The sequence below is a fragment of the Paenibacillus sp. 01T443 genome, from assembly GCF_056398325.1.
Genome location: NZ_JBFTPE010000038.1, coordinates 25,613 through 44,680, shown reverse-complemented (window position 1 = coordinate 44,680; position 19,068 = coordinate 25,613). Strand labels below are relative to the sequence as shown.

Sequence of the window (19,068 nt, the reverse complement as noted above, 5' to 3'; positions counted from 1 at the left end):
CAGGTATACTTCTAATTGCCATTGCTAGCGGAATATCCTACACGGCTTTTCGACTGTTCAACGATGTACAGAATGGCATATTCGAGCGGTTTCAATCCATGCCCATTTCACGTTCCGCATTTCTTTGGGGACATGTACTCACCTCACTAGTATCCAACGCTATATCACTTATCATAATCGTTCTCATCGCTTTGATTATGGGCTTTCATTCATCTGCGGGGATACTGTCGTGGCTTGCGGTTGTCGGCATACTCGCGCTGTTTACGCTGGCATTAACTTGGCTAGCGGCCATTGCAGGTCTGTCTGCAAAAACGGTCGATGGCGCAAGTGCCTTTTCCTACCCGCTTATCTTCCTACCGTTTATAAGCTCGGCATTTGTTCCGACCGAGTCGATGCCGAAGGTCGTTCGCGCTTTTGCCGAAAACCAGCCGGTGACCTCGATCGTAGAGGCTATACGTGCGCTGCTGTCAGATCAGCCGGTGGGCAATGATATATGGGTCGCTCTTGCGTGGTGCGTCGGGATTTTGTTCGTAGCCTATTTCTTTGCAATGAGGGTGTATAAAAAGAGAGTGTGAAGAAGGACATTATTGTTCGAATGAAGTCCGTGGTGAACCGCGGGCTTTATTTTGTTATTTGTTTATAGTGAAGTGAAGGATAAGGGTAACGATAGTTGAATCAGCGTTCAAAACTGCGGTACCGCTAAACGTGGTGGATATTCAACTTGGAGAGGGATTTAATGGAACCAATAGGCTGGATCCCTTTAATTGCTGCCTCGCGATAGGAAGGAAGATGTCAACGAATACAAACCAATCAGCTGTATCTAAAACATCCTCGCTCTAGAAGAATGAAGCTCCCTTTTTTATTGACGGGTAATGTAGTTGAACAACTCAGATGGATGATCTGGCGCTACGGTGGCCTACTCATTTTATTAAGCTAACGGGCAGGATACTCCTAAATTATGTGGAATGTTTTTTATTACATATCTATCAATTTGCACAGATCTTTCATTCGATTTAGCGGGAGTGTATGTGATTGGAAAATAATCGAAACTGGGCAGGCAACTATAAGTATAGCGCTTCGGAACTTCATGTTCCGGAAACCGTGGAACAAATACAAGAATTGGTAGCTCGTAGCAGTCGAATAAAGGCGCTTGGCACCCGTCATTCGTTCAATGGAATCGCTGATTGTACCGAGAGTCTCCTCTCTCTTCACAAGCTTAACCGAGTAATTGAATTAGACCATATACGCAATAAGGTTACGGTTGAGGCCGGTATTAGATACGGGGATCTGTGCGATTATTTGTACGGATGCGGCTATGCTTTGCACAATTTGGCGTCGTTGCCGCACATTACCATTGCAGGTGCGTGCTCAACGGCAACACATGGTTCTGGTGACCGGAACGGTAATCTTGCTACAGCGGTTCATTCCATGGAAGTTGTCAAAGCGGATGGGGAGAGGGTCGTTTTCTCACGTGATCGACAAGATGGGCTCCTCGCCGGAGCGGTCGTAGGGCTTGGGGGACTGGGGGTTATCACACAAATTACTCTAGATGTGATTCCCACATTTCATATGAGTCAGTATGTATTCGATAATTTGCCTTTAGCGCAGCTTAATGATCATTTTGACGATATTTTCTCTAGTGCTTACAGTGTTAGTCTTTTCACGGATTGGAAGACTAACGCTTTCAATCAAGTCTGGTTAAAGCGGAAAATATCAGATTATGACACTGCTGGGGAGGAATCCGAATTTTTTGGCGCCATGCACGCAAGTGTGCATCGTCATCCAGTGCCAGGACACGCAGCGGAGAACTGCAGCGAGCAGTTTGGCATTCCCGGGCCATGGCATGAACGGCTTCCGCACTTCCGCATGATTTCACGCCAAGCGCCGGTGAGGAACTACAAAGTGAATATTTCGTGCCGCGCCACTATGCCTATCAAGCAATTTGTGCGATTGACCGAATACGTAACTACATATCGCCACACCTTTATGTGTCCGAGATTCGCACGATTGCGGAAGACAATCTGTGGATGAGCCCTTGTTACAAGCAGGACTCGGTGGCTATTCACTTTACGTGGAAAGCGGATTGGATTGCAGTTCGAAAAATATTACCACTAATTGAGGAACAGATTGCGCCTTTCCGTGCCCGTCCACATTGGGGGAAGTTGTTTGCGATGCCGCCCGTCCATTTACAATCATTATACGAGAAGTTGCCCTACTTTCAGCAGTTGCTCCTTCAATGCGATCCCCAAGGAAAGTTCTGCAATGAATTCTTGAAAAAATATATTAAGGATAGCTATTCATAGTCAAAAAATCAGCGATAGCAGCCGAAACACCCACAAAACCTTAACCCTTTTTTTACATACAGCGCGGAGAACCGCATCATAGATAGATATAATTAGTACTGCGTTAAAAGATCACGAAAACTCAATACCAGTATGAAAGGCAGCCGATTCGATATGGCTGCCTTTTCCGTGCTAACGGGCAGATTAGTGCAAAAAAATCAATAACGGCTCTAGAGACTGTTCCTGTGTACGATAGTTGAACATTGTATTGTAAATTTAGTTATAATCAAAGTCGTCCAATCTTCCGTTATTTGCTGTGTTAAGATATTCTGTATAATCGCAAAGTCTAACATTCAATAAACTGACCTGAGGTTGGTAATCGTCTACTTGAATGAACTTAAGGACTGGTGTCATTTTGCGTTAAAGTAACAATTACACATTGATCCTGTACCGTGAGAATTTAGGGAATAGGAGGATGTCATGACTGAGGTGTTTAAGATAGATTCTGAAAAAGAAATTAAGCGGGTTATTACACAGTCAAAGCAAGCGGCTTTAATGGCGCTTCAAAATTATGATTTGGATTGGGAACAAATACGTTTCAACCAATTATCCGATACATCTACATTTATAATTGAAACAAGCAACGAAGGGAAATTTTTACTCCGATTTTTTTATGTAGGAATGAGTAGAGAAGAAATAGATTCTGAACTCGTTTGGCTTGATGCTTTGAGTGAAAAGATGGATATTTCCCTTCCTAAGGGGATATTAGACCGCAATGGAGCCAAAACCGTGAAAATTAACTTGGAGAATGGGTACTTCGGTTACGCTTCATTAATGCGTTGGGTAGAGGGCGTGCAAGTGAGTGGCGGTCTTACTGAAGATCAAATCTTTAGAGAGGGAATCCTCTTAGCAAAGCTCCATCAGGCATCACAAAATTTCGAATGGAGTCCTAACTTCATTCGCCCTTTTTGGGGTGAGGAAAGTTTTAGGAAAGCTATGAATCGTTTAGCGCAACATTATGATCGGTTCCTGGCAGATACCGAATTCCAGTTGTATCAATTAGCGGCTGAAAGGATAATMTCTTGGATTAACAAACTTAGCAAAGATGATCAAAGCTACGGATTAATTCATGGTGATTTGCATCAAGGGAACATTGTATTTCATAATGGGGAACCTCATCCAATTGATTTTGGGAGATGTGGATTTGGATACTTCCTATATGATATAGCACATACCATTTTGGGGCTTTATCCTTGGCAAAGGGAGTTATTAATTAAAGGTTATGAAAGCAAAAGGAGACTAGAAGGTGACTGGCTTCCAGCATTAGAAAGTTTTACAGTGATGGTAATGATAGAGAATTATTGCCACCATGCCCCTGATCCAAGGGAAACCGAGGGGCTAAAAGAAGAACAGCCCTATGCACAAGCTATAATAAAAAATTATTTAGCAGGGGCACCATTTCTTTTTAATGAAATAGAGATTTAAGAAAAAGCTATTAAACGTTTAAAATGCCAACACTAATTCCTATAGTTCGTTAAGCTAACGGTCCACAGACCCTTTTTAGGAGTTGACAACATACGATGATTGTGGAGAATCACCTTATACTTTGGAACCAAGTATCGCTGAAAATAATTGATGTGCAGCGGATCAAGCGGCCGATTGGCGAGCAATTGCACACACACCAGCTTTCGTCGAGTACACTGTTATATACGATACAAGGTCGTGCTCGGCTGCTGCTGGACGGGGATGAGCATGATGTGGAGAATGGATATGTTTGTCACGCCGGAAAAGGCACCGTTCTTACAATTATGGACATCACCGACCATTTAGAATATTATATGATTCAATATAAGGCATCTCTACCGCTGCCGTGCAGCCAAGATCTGCTTCAATTGCTAACTAGCACAGAACCGTTTGAGATCCAATATGGTTTTGTAGTCAGTCATGCTGCTTCGCTGCTCATATCCTTGTCCCGTATGGAGCAGGAATGGGGCCAGCCGGAAGCGATGGCAAAGCTACAGGTGAAATCGTTATTTTATCAGTTCATTTGCGAGCTGATGGGACAGCTGCAGCACCGTCGATTGGAGCAGGCTTCACCGGATATAGTGCTGCAGGCTGTCAAATATATGGATGAATACTATGCCGAACCGATCACAGCAGATATACTTGCAGCGCAATTGAATTGCAGCGCGCGCACAATGCAGAGGATGTTCAACAAGCGGCTGGCTCTTGGGCCGATTGACTACTTGATGCAGATCCGAATAGACAAAGCCAAGGAATTACTATGTCGTACGAATGCAGGGCTCAAGGATATCGCCGAAGCAGTCGGTTATGTGGACAGCTACTATTTCAGCCGATTATTTAAGCGTTACGCGGGCGTTTCACCAAGCACGTATCGAGAATCGATGTATCAAGCCAGAGGTGATGAACCGGACGCTACTATTCTGGAAACAGTTGGAAATGAAAAAGTGGCACCGTCAGATCCACTAGATGCTGCTATCCGTCGCTCACTGCGGACGATCATTCATCTTAAAGGCGAGCTGCTGCTACAGCGGCAGYCTGAGAAAATTGCTGTGCTGGATCCCCAGTTTATGGACCATATGCTGGCTTTAGGCGAGCAGCCGGCCGGCAGCGTCATGGTAACCGGAGATCTTAGTAGCTTTCCTGAGTATTTGATCGGCAAGCTGCGTGAGGTCCAGCCCTTGGGAACGTTAGATGAACCCGATCTCGAAGCACTGCGTGCTTTGGCGCCTGATCTGATCATATGCACCGAGTTCCAGCAGAACATTTATAGAAGCCTCACGCATATAGCGCCGACCATCATGCTAGAGCGAAACCGTGACTGGAGAGAAACATTACGAATCATCGGTCGGATTATGGGCAAGAAACGTGAGGCGGAGCAGGTCTTACAGCAGTATAAACACAAAATCAGTGGGCTGAAATCGGCACTGGCAGCCAAGCTGCATGGGCAGTCGGTAACGATGATCCGGCCGAAGGACAATACCATTAGGCTGCATACATGCGCTCATCGTACGGCGGCGATTTTATACAGCGATCTGGGGCTGTATCCTCCGAAGCTAGCGGTTGACCGCAAAAGGACCAGCTCTATCATATCTTTGGAGGCGCTGCCGGAGCTGGATGCAGACCATTACTTTGTATTGACCGACAATAAATTTAAAGATTGGACGAATGAGATCCAGACCACGACTAAATGGAAAAGTCTGCGCGCCGTGCAGCAGCATCATGTATACCACGCCAAAGCGAGCATTTGGATTGCTTATTACGGCCCTATCTCGATGAACCAGGTGGTTGATCAAGTGGCTGAAGTTTTCTTGGATGCGAAATAACTTTTTATCGTAAAGTACAAGGAATGACAAGCGCTTCGATGATCCATTTCTTATACAAACACTGTTGTATCCGGATCCAACGATTCGAGCAGCGGTGTTTTTTTGTCGCCATAATCCATTGTTATTGGCGCAAATATCCATTGAAGATAACAGAGCGAGTCGTTATAGTGTTGTAAGTGAAGATGAGTGTCATTCTCAATAAGAGAAATGTGGAGGAATTACATATATGTATCCGAAAATCAGATTTTTATTGACCTTTAGCTTGTTAGTTAGTTTAGTAATGTTTCTGGGCGCATGCTCAGACAGCTTAAATCAAGGCAGCAATAATGCTGGGGCAGGAACGACGAATCAACCACAAGTCAAAAATGATGAGTCCGTAAACAGCAACTCCCTAGTGGAGACCGTCCTCTCAGCACCGGTCACCATCGAGCATCTGAAGGGTGAAATGACGTTTGAGAACGTTCCAGAGAAAATTGTCGTGTTGGACGTCCAATACGCGGATCAAATGCTGGCACTTGGCTTTCAGCCGGCTGGCAGCGTAGTTGCCGAAACCGACAACGGACTTCCTCCATATTTAGGCGATAAGATGGGAAATATCCCGTTGCTCGGAACATATGTAGAACCAAATCTGGAAGGAATCATTGCAATAGAACCGGATCTCATCATCGCTACGGAATTCCATGATGAGATCTATGAAGATTTACTCAAAATCGCACCGACGATTTTACTAGAGCGCAATGAGGATTGGCAGTCAGTACTGTTGAAGTTTGGGAAAATCTTGAATAAGCCGGAAGAGGCGCAAGAGCTGGTTGATGGTTACAAACAAAAAATAAGCGATCTAAAAACGGCATTGACAGATAAAATGAAGGGCCAAACGGTTGCCTTGATCCGGCCTAGAGATGAAATGATTCGTCTCCAAACGACATCTCATCGAACTTCACAGATTCTGTACGACGATCTAGGCCTGACTCCACCCAAAATGGCAGTCAACAGTACGGATTCAAGTATGATGATTTCTCTTGAAGTTACCCCAGAACTGGCTGCCGATCATATGTTTCTACTCCAGGACGATACGAATTTGGAGCTAACGACTGAATTTCAGAACACTTCGATCTGGAAAAGTCTGAACGCGGTTAAGGCAAACCAAGTATATGTGGAAAACACGGCGCAGTGGATCGGTTATTATGGACCTATTGCGATCAATTTGATTGTCGATCAAATCGCTGATGCGCTCAATTAAATCATTTTGAGCAGAGAGTACAAGGGGGTTGGGTATGAACAAGCAGTCACGGCTCGCGCAGGTTGAATGGGATTATTTGAACCGACAATTTGGCTTATTTGAAAATGGTTCAACCTGTTCTGTTCATTCGGTGAGAGCTTTGGACTTGCTCGACGTGGAGATGTGCACTGATTATCTGGATAAGCTGACAGTGCTTCTACAGTCCCCATCGAGGATGACCACAGCTTCGCAGTTTTTTAAAAGGTACGCCTTCTTAACCACTGTTCCGCTGCTGTACGCCATGACAGTGTACAACAAGGGACTGGATTTATCTGCCGAAAATTGCTTCCTTGAATCTTCACCGGGTCACTCCTGGCTGGAGCATTTCAGTCTAGCCGATATTGATATTGCAATGCCCGAAGCTAATGAACGACATGTATGGCGTGATAAGGTTATTCAAACTCATTTTGCTGGGAATATAGGGAAATTAATAGCGGTCATGTCTAGAGTGGCTAACGTGCCCAAAATGATATTATGGGAAAATGTTGCGGTTCGTGTGTTCTCACTATACGAGAAAAGAATCGGGGTAACGGGTGAACAGCAGGAGCAATTACGCAGCCGAGCAGACTTTCAGTATCTGATTCATCTAGCTCCAGGTGCTTTGTTCGGGGAAAAACAAAACCCGTTGGGCCGCTTTTATGGCAAACCGTCATTCACATCTGATTCTAATGCACCTATGCGGGTTCGCAAAACATGCTGTTTCTACTATGAGGTCTCCAGTATTGAAGAATACTGCACGAACTGTCCGAAGTTGAGGAGCTAAGGTCAGATAAGATACAAGAAAGTCATTACGATAATTCAACTAACGGGAACGACAGTTCAATAACGTCAAGGCTGCCAAACGGCAGCCTTTTCTCAACTAATGGCAGGTAATATGTATCTATCCAAGGTATGGAAACGTATAAACTGATACACTTTATTTAATAATAAAGCTTTTGATTAGAGCGATAGCAGCACTCGATATATATCTAGATGAAAAGAGAAATAGAAGACTTTAGATCAATCAAACAATAGTGTTAACGGGAAACTATAGCTTAACAATTACGAGAACGGGGCTGCCGGCATAGAACGGCAGCCTCGTTGAGCAACTGGCAGTTTAGCGTGGTGTATGTGGGATTAAAAGGCACTTTACAGAGAAACATACATTCACTAATCTATAGTATAATTACCATAATGAGGGAGGTTTTAAAGTGCCGCTTACTCAAAAGAAGGTAATGGATTCGAAAAATGGTTTGGAATTACAAGACCTACGAAATGAAGAAATACATATGGTTTGTTTTAAGGAATCAGATTTTCATGGTATAGATATGCGCAGTACTAAAATTGCTCATACGAACTTTGTGAAATCTAAATGGGAGCATATTTACTTTTCAGATGTTCATGTTAATTTTATTCAGATGGGTGGAACTGTTTTTGAAAATGTTATTAGGCCCAATGCAGAAATGAGTCAGTTGTCAGAAGAGCCAGGAACTGATGGTTGGGTGAACATTGAACCTGTTGTTTTTAAAAACAGTGATTTAAGCACTGCCAGATTTGAGAAAAGCAACCTTTCCAATGTAGAGATTAAGGATTGTATTATTGAGGGTTTGAGCATTGATGGAATCTTGTTAACGGACTTATTGGAGCATTACAAGAGAAAGATTGAATAAAGTCACTGCATTAGCAGACACGATGAGAAAACAACAAGAGGAAATGCTGAACGAACCGGACGATTGAGCTAACGGGTAACGATAGTTGAATATCACACATGGATGAGCAGGCGCTGCGGTGGCCTGCTCATTTTATTAAACTAAAGGGCAGGATAATTCATTCACTTCCGCGAATTTCGTAAGGCATGGCGAATTTACGAAGTTCGAAAAAAAAGACGTTACCTAAAAGAGAACGAAGGGCGGAAGAGGAGAGACCAATGGACATACATGATATTCCTATTGAATTTGTAGATCAAATAGGAACGATTAAGAACATCTCATTCCCTCAACAAGGGCATACTTCACTTGTTGTTAAAATTGAAACTCGTGATCATCAGTTCGTAATTAAAAAGACTGAGCATCATTTATTTAATGAATGGTTATCGGAGGAATATAGAGCATTACAATATCTTTCGACTACTGGACTACCGGTTCCAAAAGCATATGCTTTCCATATTCAGGACAAATCTAGATGGCTACTCATGGATTATATAGATGGAATTAGTTTGAGACATTTCCTAGGAAGTAAACCCAATCTCAGGGATAGAGAGAAAGTTATATCTCACTATGGTTTATGTTTAAAGCAAATCCATGAAAGCCAATTCCCTGTTGGATTGCGCAAGAACGATCAATCTTGGTTAGATACGATGCTCCTGAAGGCAAGCCACAATCTTGCTAATTATAATGTGGATGGCACTGATGAATTACTTATACGACTGAAAAATTATAGACCTAAACCGATTGAGAATACTCTGATTCATGGCGATTTCCACACTAATAATGTATTGGTTAACAACAATAATGTGATTGGTATTATCGATTGGCCAAGAGCTGCGTTTGGTGATCCGCGATTTGATATCGCGTTGGCAATCAGACCTAAGCAGGCTGTTTTTGATCAAAAGGGGGATAAAGAATTATTCTTTGAATCCTATGGTAGATTAAAGATAACAGATGAAGAATATAGGTATTTCCAAGAAGGTTTGTATAAGTTCTTTTAAGTATCGCTTCGAAGGCCTCATCAGATAACAATATATTCCTGAAACATGAACCTTAGCTCATCTAGATCGTTTGACAAAGAGAACTATTCCTCTAGAAGATTAAGCTAACGGGGGACGATAGGTGAATAACAAATGGATGAGCAGGTGCTGCGGTGGCCTGCTCTTTTTATTAAGTTAACGGGCAGTTTAGTTCCAATATAAAATTAAGGTGGKTTGGTGAACTTAATTCGAATTAAGTTAATGAAAGGCAGGGGATCAAATGGGGACCGACATCCATGTATATATCGAGCAGAAAATAAATAAAAATGACAATCCTTTAATGACTGAATGGATTAGTATAGATGAATGGATACATGCCCCTTACTTTGAGGGAATGAGGGTTCGAGAACATTTCTGGACAGATAGAAATTATCTGTTATTTGCGATACTAGCAGATGAAAGAAATGAATATAATATCCATCCCATATCGTTGCCAAAGGGACTGCCTGACGATATAAGCCCTGAAGTGAAAAATCAGAGCGACAAAGAAAACGACGACGCACATACAAGAAGTTGGTTAACTCTAAAAGAACTCCTCGAATACGATTGGCAACAAAAAATCGAGGATGACAATAACGAAATCTTTCCTCTCGAAGCGTTGGATATCCCTTTTGTGTATGAATTTATCCCCCGTTTGAGTAAAATTGACGAGCCTGAGAATGTCCGTATGATCTTTTGGTTTGATAATTAAAGTAACTCATTGAACTATCTCAGAAACATATTACCACAATAAGGATATTTACGTCATGGAATAAAACTGAATCAGTCATTATGCTAAACTGCCCGTTAGCGTGGAAAAGGCAGCCGATGATTGTGATCGGCTGCCTCCGTGTCTTTATTGAACTATCGTGTCCTGTAGTTTTAAATCTCCGTTATTCATTCAATTTTTCACTTTATATCTGGGGCATTTCTTAATGGCTTTTGAAGTACGTCCACAATGGCTGCGATGATACTTGTTGCTAAAATACCCATTAGACATAATGATGTAGGACCCGCCGCATCATCACTATCTGTAACTTGAGCAAGTACCCTTAAGCTTACTATTCCTAACAAAATGAGGAAAATGACTGTAAAAGCACAGTTCTTTATAATCTTCAAGGATTTAAGGGATAATTCAGAGAAAGCATTGTTCTTTTCGATGTAGGTTAATAGTTTATATGCTTGAGACAACGCAACAGAAAACGCAATACAGAATCCGTATGCACATACTAAAAAGGGGATTAGGAAGTAAGCCGTATCTGGATGTACCCTTGCATCTTTAACGGCTATCTCAGGCAACCAGATACACAAAGCAAGCACTGCGATTCCAACCAGAAAAATAATTACCTTTAAGAAAGTGGTTGAACCTCGTTTAACATTCATTTAAAACACCTCGCTTATTTAATAACAACATGATTTTAGCATATGATTTGTCGTTATACAATAAATATGCATTGTTTTTTATTATATTATTATTGTTATTGAGATTTCCTTTTAATTTTGACAAAAATAAAACATTTGATTCAACTAACGGGGAACTATAGCTTAACAATCACCAGGACGAGGCTGCCGGAATGAAACGGCAGCCTTGTTGAGCTAACGGGCAGGTTAACTTAAGCAACAATTGTCCATACTTTTCGTCTACGTATAAAAGGGGGTAGATATAACATCATGAAAAATTTCAAACTCGTTTTCCTGATGCTTGTTTGCTTTGGAATATCAGCATGCTCAAACTCAAGCAATAATCAAGAAAAACAAATCCATACAGGCAGCAAATTTTGAAAACGTTCGGTGACGAAGATTTAAAGCGGATGCAGGAATTTGTAGATAGATTCAATGATAAAAATGGTGATTACGTTCTGGCAATTCCGCCTATCATTGACGGCGGATATACGATTTACGATTTGAATTCTGATGGTAACTTGGTAACGATCAGAATGGATGGCACGAGGGACATGTACGGCGGTGAGGAAACAACATTCACGTGTGGGGAGATGAAGATCCAGGATGATGGAGATGAGCAGCAACTCATGTTAGGCAAATGTGAGGGGTTAGAAGAAGGAAACGTCGTCGAAGTGGAATTTTTCACTTTCAACGGCGATCTCACTCGATAGCAAGTGGAAATTCAATGGAGGAGCCATGACTAATATAAATTTTCTAGAGACAAGATTAGCGAGCAGATATGGTGAAGATGGTTCAAAAGTAGAGAACAACACAGCATTTGCTGACATAATCATTGATTCGGTGTCCTTATATCAAAGGCTAAAAGAGTACGAATTTGTGCCTGCGTTTCGTTGGGGGAATGATGAGCATCTACTGCGTATAACTGATTACTTTTTATTTAAATATCCCTTTGAATATAAGTATCATAGGTATCCAATATTGATTTGTCCGCAGTGCGGTGATTTGGAATGTGGTTATATTTCTGTAGCTATTGATAAAGAAGCAGATATTGTTGAGTGGAGCAATTTTTACTTAGAACATAATAATCAACTGCTTGATATAGGACCTTTTCACTTTGAATGGGACAACTACAAATCATCAATAGAAAAAGCTTATGATATTGGTCGATTACGCTAACGGGGAACGTTTGTTCAATAAACAACAATGGAAGGCTACCGATAAAAACGGTAGCCTTTCGCACACCTAACCGGCAGGAAAATGTAGTCAACATGGTTCGTTTTCAAGGATCACGATGAAAACTTATAGATGCTTTGCAGGGATAACGAATAGTCTAGAGGGGATTATTTCTACATATTGTAGAAATTCGTAGTTGATTTTGATTTTATCGGTGAATCCATCACGCAGTATTGGGATTTACATGTCTATTTCCGAGCAGCGGGCAAATTTTTAATCAACCGGGGGATTGCTGGAGACGTAACGTATACGATGTTACGGCGTTTTCCGGCAGACGTTATTCAGTTAAAGCCTAAATATGTTCATATTTTAGGAGGGACAAACAATACATGGAGGCTGGATGCAGTTGAAATGATCCAGAGAAGAACCCCCGAGCAAATCTATTATGAAATTTTAAGAGACATTACGATGATGGTACAGCTCTCAAAAAACAACGGTATAATGCCGATAGTCGGTTCGAATATTCCTACGGGCAGAAATATTCCATGTTTCCATTTTGAACCTATAATTCAATGTCCAAAATGCAGTACCGATATCCGTAACGAATTACTCGCTGCATCGAACAATGCACTCAAAAAAATGGCTGAATACGAAAAAGCGATCTATATCGATTATTACACCCATTTAGTGGGTCCTGACGGAAAAACATTGCGGCCCGAATTGGCGGATGATTCCCTGCACCCTAATGTACTTGGCTATAACATCATGGCAGACGTATTGCGAAACAGTTTGTCGGTATATGGGATTTTCATATAAATAATGAACCGAGGGAGTTAAACATTCAAGGAGCATTTGCTGCTGCAGCTGCTCCCTTTCTTTGTTAAGCCTAAAGGGCAGTATAGCGCGACTTTCATAACATTTATAGCGTCTTAATTTCAGACTGTCTATTTACAGGAAATGGATAATTTCTGAAACCAAACTCAGTTAGGCTTCAAAATGGAAGGTGTGTATTGGGTCATTAATGAATACTATTGATAATCAATTTACGATAATAAGAGTAGCATTTTTAATCACTTTTCTAGTTTATTTGCTTTTATTATTAAAAGTCATATTGTTTAAAGCTTATGTTTTTCATACGTCAAACCAGAATATTGTTATCAAGAATGTTGTGGGCAATATTATCCTTTTTATTCCTATTGGATTTCTGTTACCAGTGATTGCATGGAGGAAGCTAAACCTTGTTCAACTTTTTACTTTTTCTTTCTTATTGAGTTTATTTCTTGAGCTCATTTAATTGTTTTCTCGAATAGGTAGCTTTGATGTTGATGATTTATTGTTAAATACTCTCGGGGCAATACTGGTTTTTTTACACTGAATGTTATGACCAAAGTAATAAGACATAGAGTGAGAAAATGAACTAGGATGAGCAGGCGTTGCAGTTGCCTGCTCATTTTATTAAGCTAACGGGCGGGAGACTTGATTAGGTTGAATTATTTGGCGAATATTATTAGAGTTAATAAATTATAATTATTTAGATATCGGGAGAATGAAACTATGCAAATTCGTGAAATTGAAGAGAAGGACAATCAAATAATAGAGCGAATTATTAAACGCTCATTGGAATCATTTAACCTAAACATTCCGGGAACAGCATATTTTGACCCTCAACTGAGAAGTCTGACACAATATTACAAGGAACAATCAAATTCAAAGTATTGGGTGGCAGTCAATGAACAAAATGAAGTGGTAGGCGGTGTGGGGATTGCCCCATTTGGGGAGGAACCGGGAATTTGCGAGTTGCAAAAGCTATACATTACACCCGAAGCTCAAGGTATGGGTCTGTCGAAAGATCTTATGAAAGTAGCACTTGACTTCGCCAAGGTTCACTATACACTCTGTTACTTAGAAACATTGAAGAAACTTCAAGCAGCAAATTTCCTTTACATCAAATTAGGTTTCCAACAACTTGAAAGACCACTAGATGGATCAGAGCATAATGCTACGGACGCTTGGTTTATAAAAGATTTATCCTTTTTGGGTTAGTGCAATTTCAAGAAATAATTCATTAAGCTAACGAGTAACGATAGTTGAATAACACACATTGATATGAGCAGGCACTGCGGTGACCTGCTCATTGTATTAAGCTAACGGGCAGTTATCTGGATCTATTTTGACTTTGTGTTTTAGGTTGTTCATATACGACATTTCGATTGAGCGCATTACATATGAATTGCGTGGTATTGATGTCGTGGGTGGAAAAGTGAATGTGTGAAAAACCCTCGGCACCAATTTTCAGGTCGAAATTGTCCGCCATATAAGCTCACCTTCTCAAAAATGGCATGAAAAAGGAGCAACCTTTCGATTACTCCTAAAGAAGTACATAAATTTTATTACATCTCTTTATAGTACTTGAAACGGTAATAAGAGTTATATCCAAGGATAAACATATAGGCAAAAACCAATAGCAATACCACTGTTAAATCTATAGCCATCAAGGCAACTGCTGTAATTAAGGCTCCAAATACAAAAACCATCATGTCATATGCTTTCGCTTTTGCCCGATTAGCGATTGCCAAATTACGCTCATCTTTCTTGTCAATCTCTAGCTGCTTTGCTGCGGCGGGGTTTTTCTTCATAGCGCTTCTGACGATTATTTCTCCAATACCATGACCGAAAATACCACAGCCAAGCCCAACACAGATATAAGGCAACGCTCGCAGCATACCTTGTGGATCTTCAATTGTTTTGATGAAGTACAGACCAACTGCTAGTAGTCCTACGCCTACAAAGGTAAGGAAATAATACGAAATAATTTTTTTCATACATTTTCATCCTCCTTATAAATAAAGATTTCTTCGATACTCATACCAAAAAAACGAGCAATTTTGAACGCTAAAAGGATCGATGGGTTATAACGTCCGTTTTCCAGCGAACCGATAGTTTGCCTTGACACTTCAAGAGCCGTTGCTAATTCYTCTTGCTTAATTCCGCGTTGCTTGCGGATTTCTTCTAAACGGTTGTTCAATGCGTTCACCCTCCTTATGGAAAGCTAACTTTCCACGAGGAAAGTATATCGTGCAACACAAGCAATGTCAAGCGTGCTTTCCATTTTGATAAAGCGATTAATTTCCAGAGGGGATGATATTTTCATTCGTCTGGGTTTTATTCAACTGCTTGAACACTACAAAAAGATACGTGAGGTGAAGTGTTTCGTCAAAGGGATAAACAAGGATTTAGTTTTTGCGACACCATCGAAATAAGTTTCCCCAACAGTAAAGTAACGGATAACGAAGTTGAATGAAGTAAATAGCCGTATGGTTAGTGCTTTCACTGCTTTTGCTGAATCATCTCCATCGAATGCATCCTCTAGTAATTCTGATATGCGAGTGTTTAGACTAACTGCAAATGAAATCCAATCAGCACATGTAAAATGGGGTCCTAGATTTCGCTGGATGCTCACAAGATATGAGATTGATTCACTTCTTACAATTTTACGAAAAGCAAGAAAAGAAGATATAGAACCGTATTACGGACCTATGCCAAAAGGGGGGCCATTTCAAGTAGGTTTAACGACGAAATTAAATGAACATATCACTTTCACGGTTGGTGCTGGTGGACGGGGGTACGTTTTTAGTCCAGGGGCAAGGTATTTCTACCGGAGTTTGGTGACTTTATGAAACCATTTATATTTCGAAGAGCCAATGGAGCTATTATGCATTGAATTATAGAGAAATTGTTTAATCGATAAAAAAGCTCATTACAGCTAGGACGAATAAGCTAACGGGTAACGTTAACTCAATAACACAGCGGCAGTCTAGGACTTTATTCTCGTCCATAGCTACCGCTGTTTTTATTGTTGGGGATAGTCTAATACTTATTTCACGAAATCTGACAGTTTTATCATTTGAAAAGCCACTTGGATCAGCATTTCAAGTCTAATATTTTATTTTCTTCTGTCACCTGCGCGAATCGATATTTAAAACTGGTTTGCTCACTTTTAATTGTGATTACGTTCAGAAGGTCAAAGTTTTGGCACCACACCAAGACAAAGTACAAACGACGTAATACGGTACTGTGCTTGAACTAAATAATTATCCATTTGAAGTGAGACAATGAACTTGAAAAATTGAAAATAGGATAAGAGTGATTAGAATCTACCACTCAGATAAGTGGAGTCACTTAGCTCAAACGGCGAACCACCTATTTTCAACGTATTTCCCACTGCATTCATGTAAATGACACCCATTAAGCTTTTACCGATGGCTGCCGATATCGAGCCAAAAACCTGCTGTGGAAATCGAAAATTCCTTACAAAACCATGGTATTCGCGTTTTCCATTCAGATCGCTTTCTCAGCGGAGCAAGTATACCGGACAAATTTTTGCGTGTAGCGCTTGCCTCTACAAATACCTTACAGGAATTTGAAAAAGGATTAGAAATTTTGAAAAGGGCTTTGGAATTATAGTTTGGCGTTATTTAAAATATGCTATCAGGAACGTAATAAACTTTCTGCGTGTTTTTTTTGTTTACTGGGTCTGTAACTATAGTAAAATAAACGTTACCGTTTTTTGTCTGTACTCCCTCGATTTCATGGGTTCCCACAATTGCAATTTTCACAAGGGTTTTGTATGTTCCTGTGTTTGACATCATAGCAATCTGCGGAGTTTCACCTTCCGCGCCGCCTGACGTATATAATTCCGTATTAACGAGCATGTCAGCACCCTGGAAAGATCCGTTCGGTCTGACTATAGCACTGCCCGATTGCGTAAAGCTGGTAATGCATGCATCTTTCGCCGCCGCACTGTCCATTCGTACCTGTTCATTGCTGTCAAGAAGTCGGTTCAATTTTACCGTATCATAAATGGACCAAGTTACGGTTCCTTCTACAGTTTGTATGCGGAAGACAGTATGGGTACTGTTGCCGCTGGCATCAACACGGTATGTCTCACCTAATCTTTTACCGGTCTTAACCCCAGACCGCTGAGTTACATAAAGATACTTTGAAGCGATGTAAGCTTTCTGAACAGCCACGTTGTGATTAAGTCCTTTGAGATTGTACGCAAGTTTTGCTGACGCGGTTACCGTTTTCACAGGTGTTGCCGCAAATACAGGTAATACAGAACTTCCTACGGTCAGTCCTAGCATAAAATCCCCCAAAGATTGTGCTAAAATAATGTAGTGACCATTCTTAAAATGATGAGGGATTTCATGTATAGAATATTGATAATTGAGGACGATGAAAAAATTAGACGGATTGTCGCTGATACGTTGAAAAAGTGGAATTATGATGTGGTGGAAGTGACCCAATTTGACCTGGTGCTAACGGAACTTGAGCAGACAGATCCACACCTCGTTCTTTTAGATATCAATCTTCCGGTTTTTGATGGATACTACTGGTGCCAGCAAATACGCTCGATTTCCAAGGTGCCGATTATATTCCTTTCATCCAGAAATCAGAATATGGATATCATAATGGCGATAAATATGGGTGGGGATGATTTTATCCAGAAGCCATTTGATTTGGATATCCTTGTCGCAAAAATCAGTGCGCTCATCCGCAGAAAATATACCTATCAGGAAGAGGAGAACATCAGATTCATCCATCGGGGCCTGAAGTTAAATGTAACCAATTCAACAATTGAATATGGAGGGCAAAGCACCGAGTTAAGCCGGAATGAATTCATCCTTTTACAATTGATGATGAGGAGTATCGGGAAAATTGTTTCGCGCGAGGACTTAATGCAAGCCCTTTGGAATGAAGAACAGTTCGTCGATGATAACACACTAACCGTGAACGTGAACCGGATGCGTAGGAAAATCACTTTGCTTGGTATGGAGGAGTTCATTGTCACACGGAAAGGAATGGGGTATTTGATCGAATGACCTTCCTGCGCTATCTGACCTATGAAAAGCCTTATATTTACCTATATCTAACTAGTTTCCTGATCTCGGCAGCCGTATTTTTTACCGATAGCAATGGCGGCTGGGAATGGGGGACATTCTTTTATGCCTTCGCCTTATCTTCAATTGTGTTACTCGGATTTTTATTATTTCGCTACCAGCAAAATGTACGTGTGATCCGACATATGAGTAATGATGATTATGACAGTTTGTCGCTGGAAGGCGAATTCGCTAAAGCGCACATCGATGATCTGAAAAAACAGCATATCCGTGAAATGAATCAGGTTCAAGACAGGCAGAATGAGCATTATGATTTTATCGTCTCCTGGTTCCATGAGATAAAAACACCGATTGCTGTTCTTCGCTTACTGCAGCAAACCGATATGGACGCCAATAGTTTAAGGGAAGAAATCACGAAGATTGAAAATTACGTCGACCACGCTCTCTATTACGCCAAGCTCGATAGCTTTAACCAGGATTACGATATTCAAAATTGTGACATTATCCAGATTTCAAAGGAGATGGTTAAGGCTCATTCTAAAACCTTTTTCACAAAAAAAATCCGCATTGACATGAAGGCAAACTCACTGGATGTTCAAAGTGATCCTAAATGGCTGCAGTTTATCGTTAATCAGTTATTGACGAATAGCTTAAAATATACCGAACATGGCGGGAAGATTACTATTTCAGCATTGGAAACCATGCAAGAAAAACAGCTGCTGATTCAAGACAGCGGGATGGGCATCAGTCAAAAAGACCTTCCGCGAATTTTTAATCGTGGGTTTACTGGAGAAACTGGACGAACGTATACGAAGTCGACCGGAATGGGTTTATATTTGGCGCAGCAATTATCGAACAAGCTAGGCCATTATATTAGCTGCACATCCGAGGTCGGTGTATATACTCAATTTATCATTCATTTTCCAAAGGATGATGATCCGTATTTAATACTAAAAAAAACACACGATGAGTAAAATAA

At 41.0% G+C, this 19,068-nt stretch carries 18 protein-coding genes and 1 pseudogene; 15 read left to right on the top strand and 4 right to left on the bottom strand.

Annotated elements, in window-relative coordinates; translation table 11 throughout:
- From AC1DLI_RS32815 to AC1DLI_RS32775, 9 genes and pseudogenes are all read left to right on the top strand, one after another.
- Positions 1–575, top strand: a 575-nt coding sequence (locus tag AC1DLI_RS32815) for an ABC transporter permease (RefSeq protein ID WP_477609664.1), incomplete at its 5' end; no start/stop codon positions are given.
- A gap of 457 nt (positions 576–1,032) precedes the next feature.
- Positions 1,033–2,303: pseudogene (locus AC1DLI_RS32810) on the top strand (FAD-binding protein).
- Between the two features lie 459 nt (positions 2,304–2,762).
- A complete protein-coding gene (locus tag AC1DLI_RS32805) occupies positions 2,763–3,767 on the top strand; it encodes a phosphotransferase enzyme family protein (protein ID WP_477609662.1) in 1,005 nt (334 codons plus the stop codon).
- Positions 3,768–3,862: 95 nt separating this feature from the next.
- Complete coding sequence (locus AC1DLI_RS32800) at positions 3,863–5,629, top strand: ABC transporter substrate-binding protein (RefSeq protein ID WP_477609660.1); 1,767 nt, start codon at positions 3,863–3,865, stop codon at positions 5,627–5,629.
- A gap of 226 nt (positions 5,630–5,855) precedes the next feature.
- On the top strand, positions 5,856–6,869 hold the full coding sequence (locus AC1DLI_RS32795; protein ID WP_477609658.1) for an ABC transporter substrate-binding protein: 1,014 nt from the start codon (positions 5,856–5,858) through the stop codon (positions 6,867–6,869).
- A 34-nt stretch (positions 6,870–6,903) separates the two neighbouring features.
- A complete protein-coding gene (locus tag AC1DLI_RS32790) occupies positions 6,904–7,671 on the top strand; it encodes an IucA/IucC family C-terminal-domain containing protein (RefSeq protein WP_477609656.1) in 768 nt (255 codons plus the stop codon).
- A 427-nt stretch (positions 7,672–8,098) separates the two neighbouring features.
- A complete protein-coding gene (locus AC1DLI_RS32785) occupies positions 8,099–8,557 on the top strand; it encodes a pentapeptide repeat-containing protein (RefSeq protein WP_477609654.1) in 459 nt (152 codons plus the stop codon).
- A gap of 257 nt (positions 8,558–8,814) precedes the next feature.
- A complete protein-coding gene (locus AC1DLI_RS32780; RefSeq protein ID WP_477609652.1) occupies positions 8,815–9,594 on the top strand; it encodes a phosphotransferase family protein in 780 nt (259 codons plus the stop codon).
- Positions 9,595–9,853: 259 nt separating this feature from the next.
- Positions 9,854–10,324: a hypothetical protein gene (locus tag AC1DLI_RS32775; protein ID WP_477609650.1), complete on the top strand. Its 471-nt coding sequence runs from the start codon at positions 9,854–9,856 to the stop codon at positions 10,322–10,324.
- Between the two features lie 197 nt (positions 10,325–10,521).
- On the opposite strand, the gene AC1DLI_RS32770 is transcribed toward AC1DLI_RS32775, so the two are convergent.
- Positions 10,522–10,995, bottom strand: coding sequence for a DUF2975 domain-containing protein (locus tag AC1DLI_RS32770; protein ID WP_477609648.1), 474 nt, complete (start codon positions 10,993–10,995; stop codon positions 10,522–10,524).
- A gap of 395 nt (positions 10,996–11,390) precedes the next feature.
- Between AC1DLI_RS32770 and AC1DLI_RS32765 the strand changes: the two genes are divergently transcribed.
- The 4 genes from AC1DLI_RS32765 (at position 11,391) to AC1DLI_RS32750 (ending at position 14,232) form a co-directional block, all read left to right on the top strand.
- On the top strand, positions 11,391–11,726 hold the full coding sequence (locus AC1DLI_RS32765; RefSeq protein WP_477609647.1) for a hypothetical protein: 336 nt from the start codon (positions 11,391–11,393) through the stop codon (positions 11,724–11,726).
- A 25-nt stretch (positions 11,727–11,751) separates the two neighbouring features.
- Positions 11,752–12,192, top strand: coding sequence for an oxidoreductase (locus AC1DLI_RS32760; RefSeq protein ID WP_477609645.1), 441 nt, complete (start codon positions 11,752–11,754; stop codon positions 12,190–12,192).
- Between the two features lie 207 nt (positions 12,193–12,399).
- Positions 12,400–13,005 carry a GDSL-type esterase/lipase family protein gene (locus tag AC1DLI_RS32755; RefSeq protein ID WP_477609670.1) on the top strand — a complete coding sequence of 202 codons (606 nt, stop codon included), beginning with the start codon at positions 12,400–12,402 and terminating at the stop codon, positions 13,003–13,005.
- Between the two features lie 738 nt (positions 13,006–13,743).
- The gene (locus tag AC1DLI_RS32750; RefSeq protein ID WP_477609643.1) at positions 13,744–14,232 is read left to right on the top strand and encodes a GNAT family N-acetyltransferase; all 489 of its coding nucleotides are present in this window, start codon (positions 13,744–13,746) and stop codon (positions 14,230–14,232) included.
- A 347-nt stretch (positions 14,233–14,579) separates the two neighbouring features.
- Here the strand turns inward: AC1DLI_RS32750 and AC1DLI_RS32745 are convergent, their stop codons facing one another.
- The 3 genes from AC1DLI_RS32745 to AC1DLI_RS32735 all read right to left on the bottom strand — a co-directional run bounded on the left by AC1DLI_RS32745 (position 14,580) and on the right by AC1DLI_RS32735 (position 17,333).
- On the bottom strand, positions 14,580–15,011 hold the full coding sequence (locus AC1DLI_RS32745; protein WP_477609641.1) for a hypothetical protein: 432 nt from the start codon (positions 15,009–15,011) through the stop codon (positions 14,580–14,582).
- Positions 15,008–15,214 carry a helix-turn-helix transcriptional regulator gene (locus tag AC1DLI_RS32740; RefSeq protein ID WP_477609639.1) on the bottom strand — a complete coding sequence of 69 codons (207 nt, stop codon included), beginning with the start codon at positions 15,212–15,214 and terminating at the stop codon, positions 15,008–15,010. Before AC1DLI_RS32740 ends, AC1DLI_RS32745 begins: the two co-directional genes overlap by 4 nt.
- Positions 15,215–16,664: 1,450 nt before the next feature.
- Positions 16,665–17,333: a hypothetical protein gene (locus tag AC1DLI_RS32735; RefSeq protein ID WP_477609637.1), complete on the bottom strand. Its 669-nt coding sequence runs from the start codon at positions 17,331–17,333 to the stop codon at positions 16,665–16,667.
- 63 nt (positions 17,334–17,396) lie between these two features.
- Here AC1DLI_RS32735 and AC1DLI_RS32730 point away from each other — a divergent pair, with 63 nt between their 5' ends.
- Together AC1DLI_RS32730 and AC1DLI_RS32725 are read left to right on the top strand one after the other, a co-directional pair.
- Positions 17,397–18,071, top strand: coding sequence for a response regulator transcription factor (locus AC1DLI_RS32730; RefSeq protein ID WP_477609635.1), 675 nt, complete (start codon positions 17,397–17,399; stop codon positions 18,069–18,071).
- The gene (locus AC1DLI_RS32725; RefSeq protein WP_477609633.1) at positions 18,068–19,063 is read left to right on the top strand and encodes a sensor histidine kinase; all 996 of its coding nucleotides are present in this window, start codon (positions 18,068–18,070) and stop codon (positions 19,061–19,063) included. The genes AC1DLI_RS32730 and AC1DLI_RS32725 overlap by 4 nt, the downstream gene beginning before the upstream one ends.
- Positions 19,064–19,068 lie beyond the last annotated feature (5 nt).

Bases quoted from the DNA above. Each gene is read 5' to 3' on its own strand.
- AC1DLI_RS32795 (WP_477609658.1), top strand. From the start codon at position 5,856: ATGTATCCGAAAATCAGATTTTTATTGACCTTTAGCTTGTTAGTTAGT.
- AC1DLI_RS32790 (WP_477609656.1), top strand. From the start codon at position 6,904: ATGAACAAGCAGTCACGGCTCGCGCAGGTTGAATGGGATTATTTGAAC.
- AC1DLI_RS32780 (WP_477609652.1), top strand. From the start codon at position 8,815: ATGGACATACATGATATTCCTATTGAATTTGTAGATCAAATAGGAACG.
- AC1DLI_RS32775 (WP_477609650.1), top strand. From the start codon at position 9,854: ATGGGGACCGACATCCATGTATATATCGAGCAGAAAATAAATAAAAAT.
- AC1DLI_RS32770 (WP_477609648.1), bottom strand. From the start codon at position 10,995: ATGAATGTTAAACGAGGTTCAACCACTTTCTTAAAGGTAATTATTTTT.
- AC1DLI_RS32760 (WP_477609645.1), top strand. From the start codon at position 11,752: ATGACTAATATAAATTTTCTAGAGACAAGATTAGCGAGCAGATATGGT.
- AC1DLI_RS32750 (WP_477609643.1), top strand. From the start codon at position 13,744: ATGCAAATTCGTGAAATTGAAGAGAAGGACAATCAAATAATAGAGCGA.
- AC1DLI_RS32745 (WP_477609641.1), bottom strand. From the start codon at position 15,011: ATGAAAAAAATTATTTCGTATTATTTCCTTACCTTTGTAGGCGTAGGA.
- AC1DLI_RS32735 (WP_477609637.1), bottom strand. From the start codon at position 17,333: ATGCTAGGACTGACCGTAGGAAGTTCTGTATTACCTGTATTTGCGGCA.
- AC1DLI_RS32730 (WP_477609635.1), top strand. From the start codon at position 17,397: ATGTATAGAATATTGATAATTGAGGACGATGAAAAAATTAGACGGATT.
- AC1DLI_RS32725 (WP_477609633.1), top strand. From the start codon at position 18,068: ATGACCTTCCTGCGCTATCTGACCTATGAAAAGCCTTATATTTACCTA.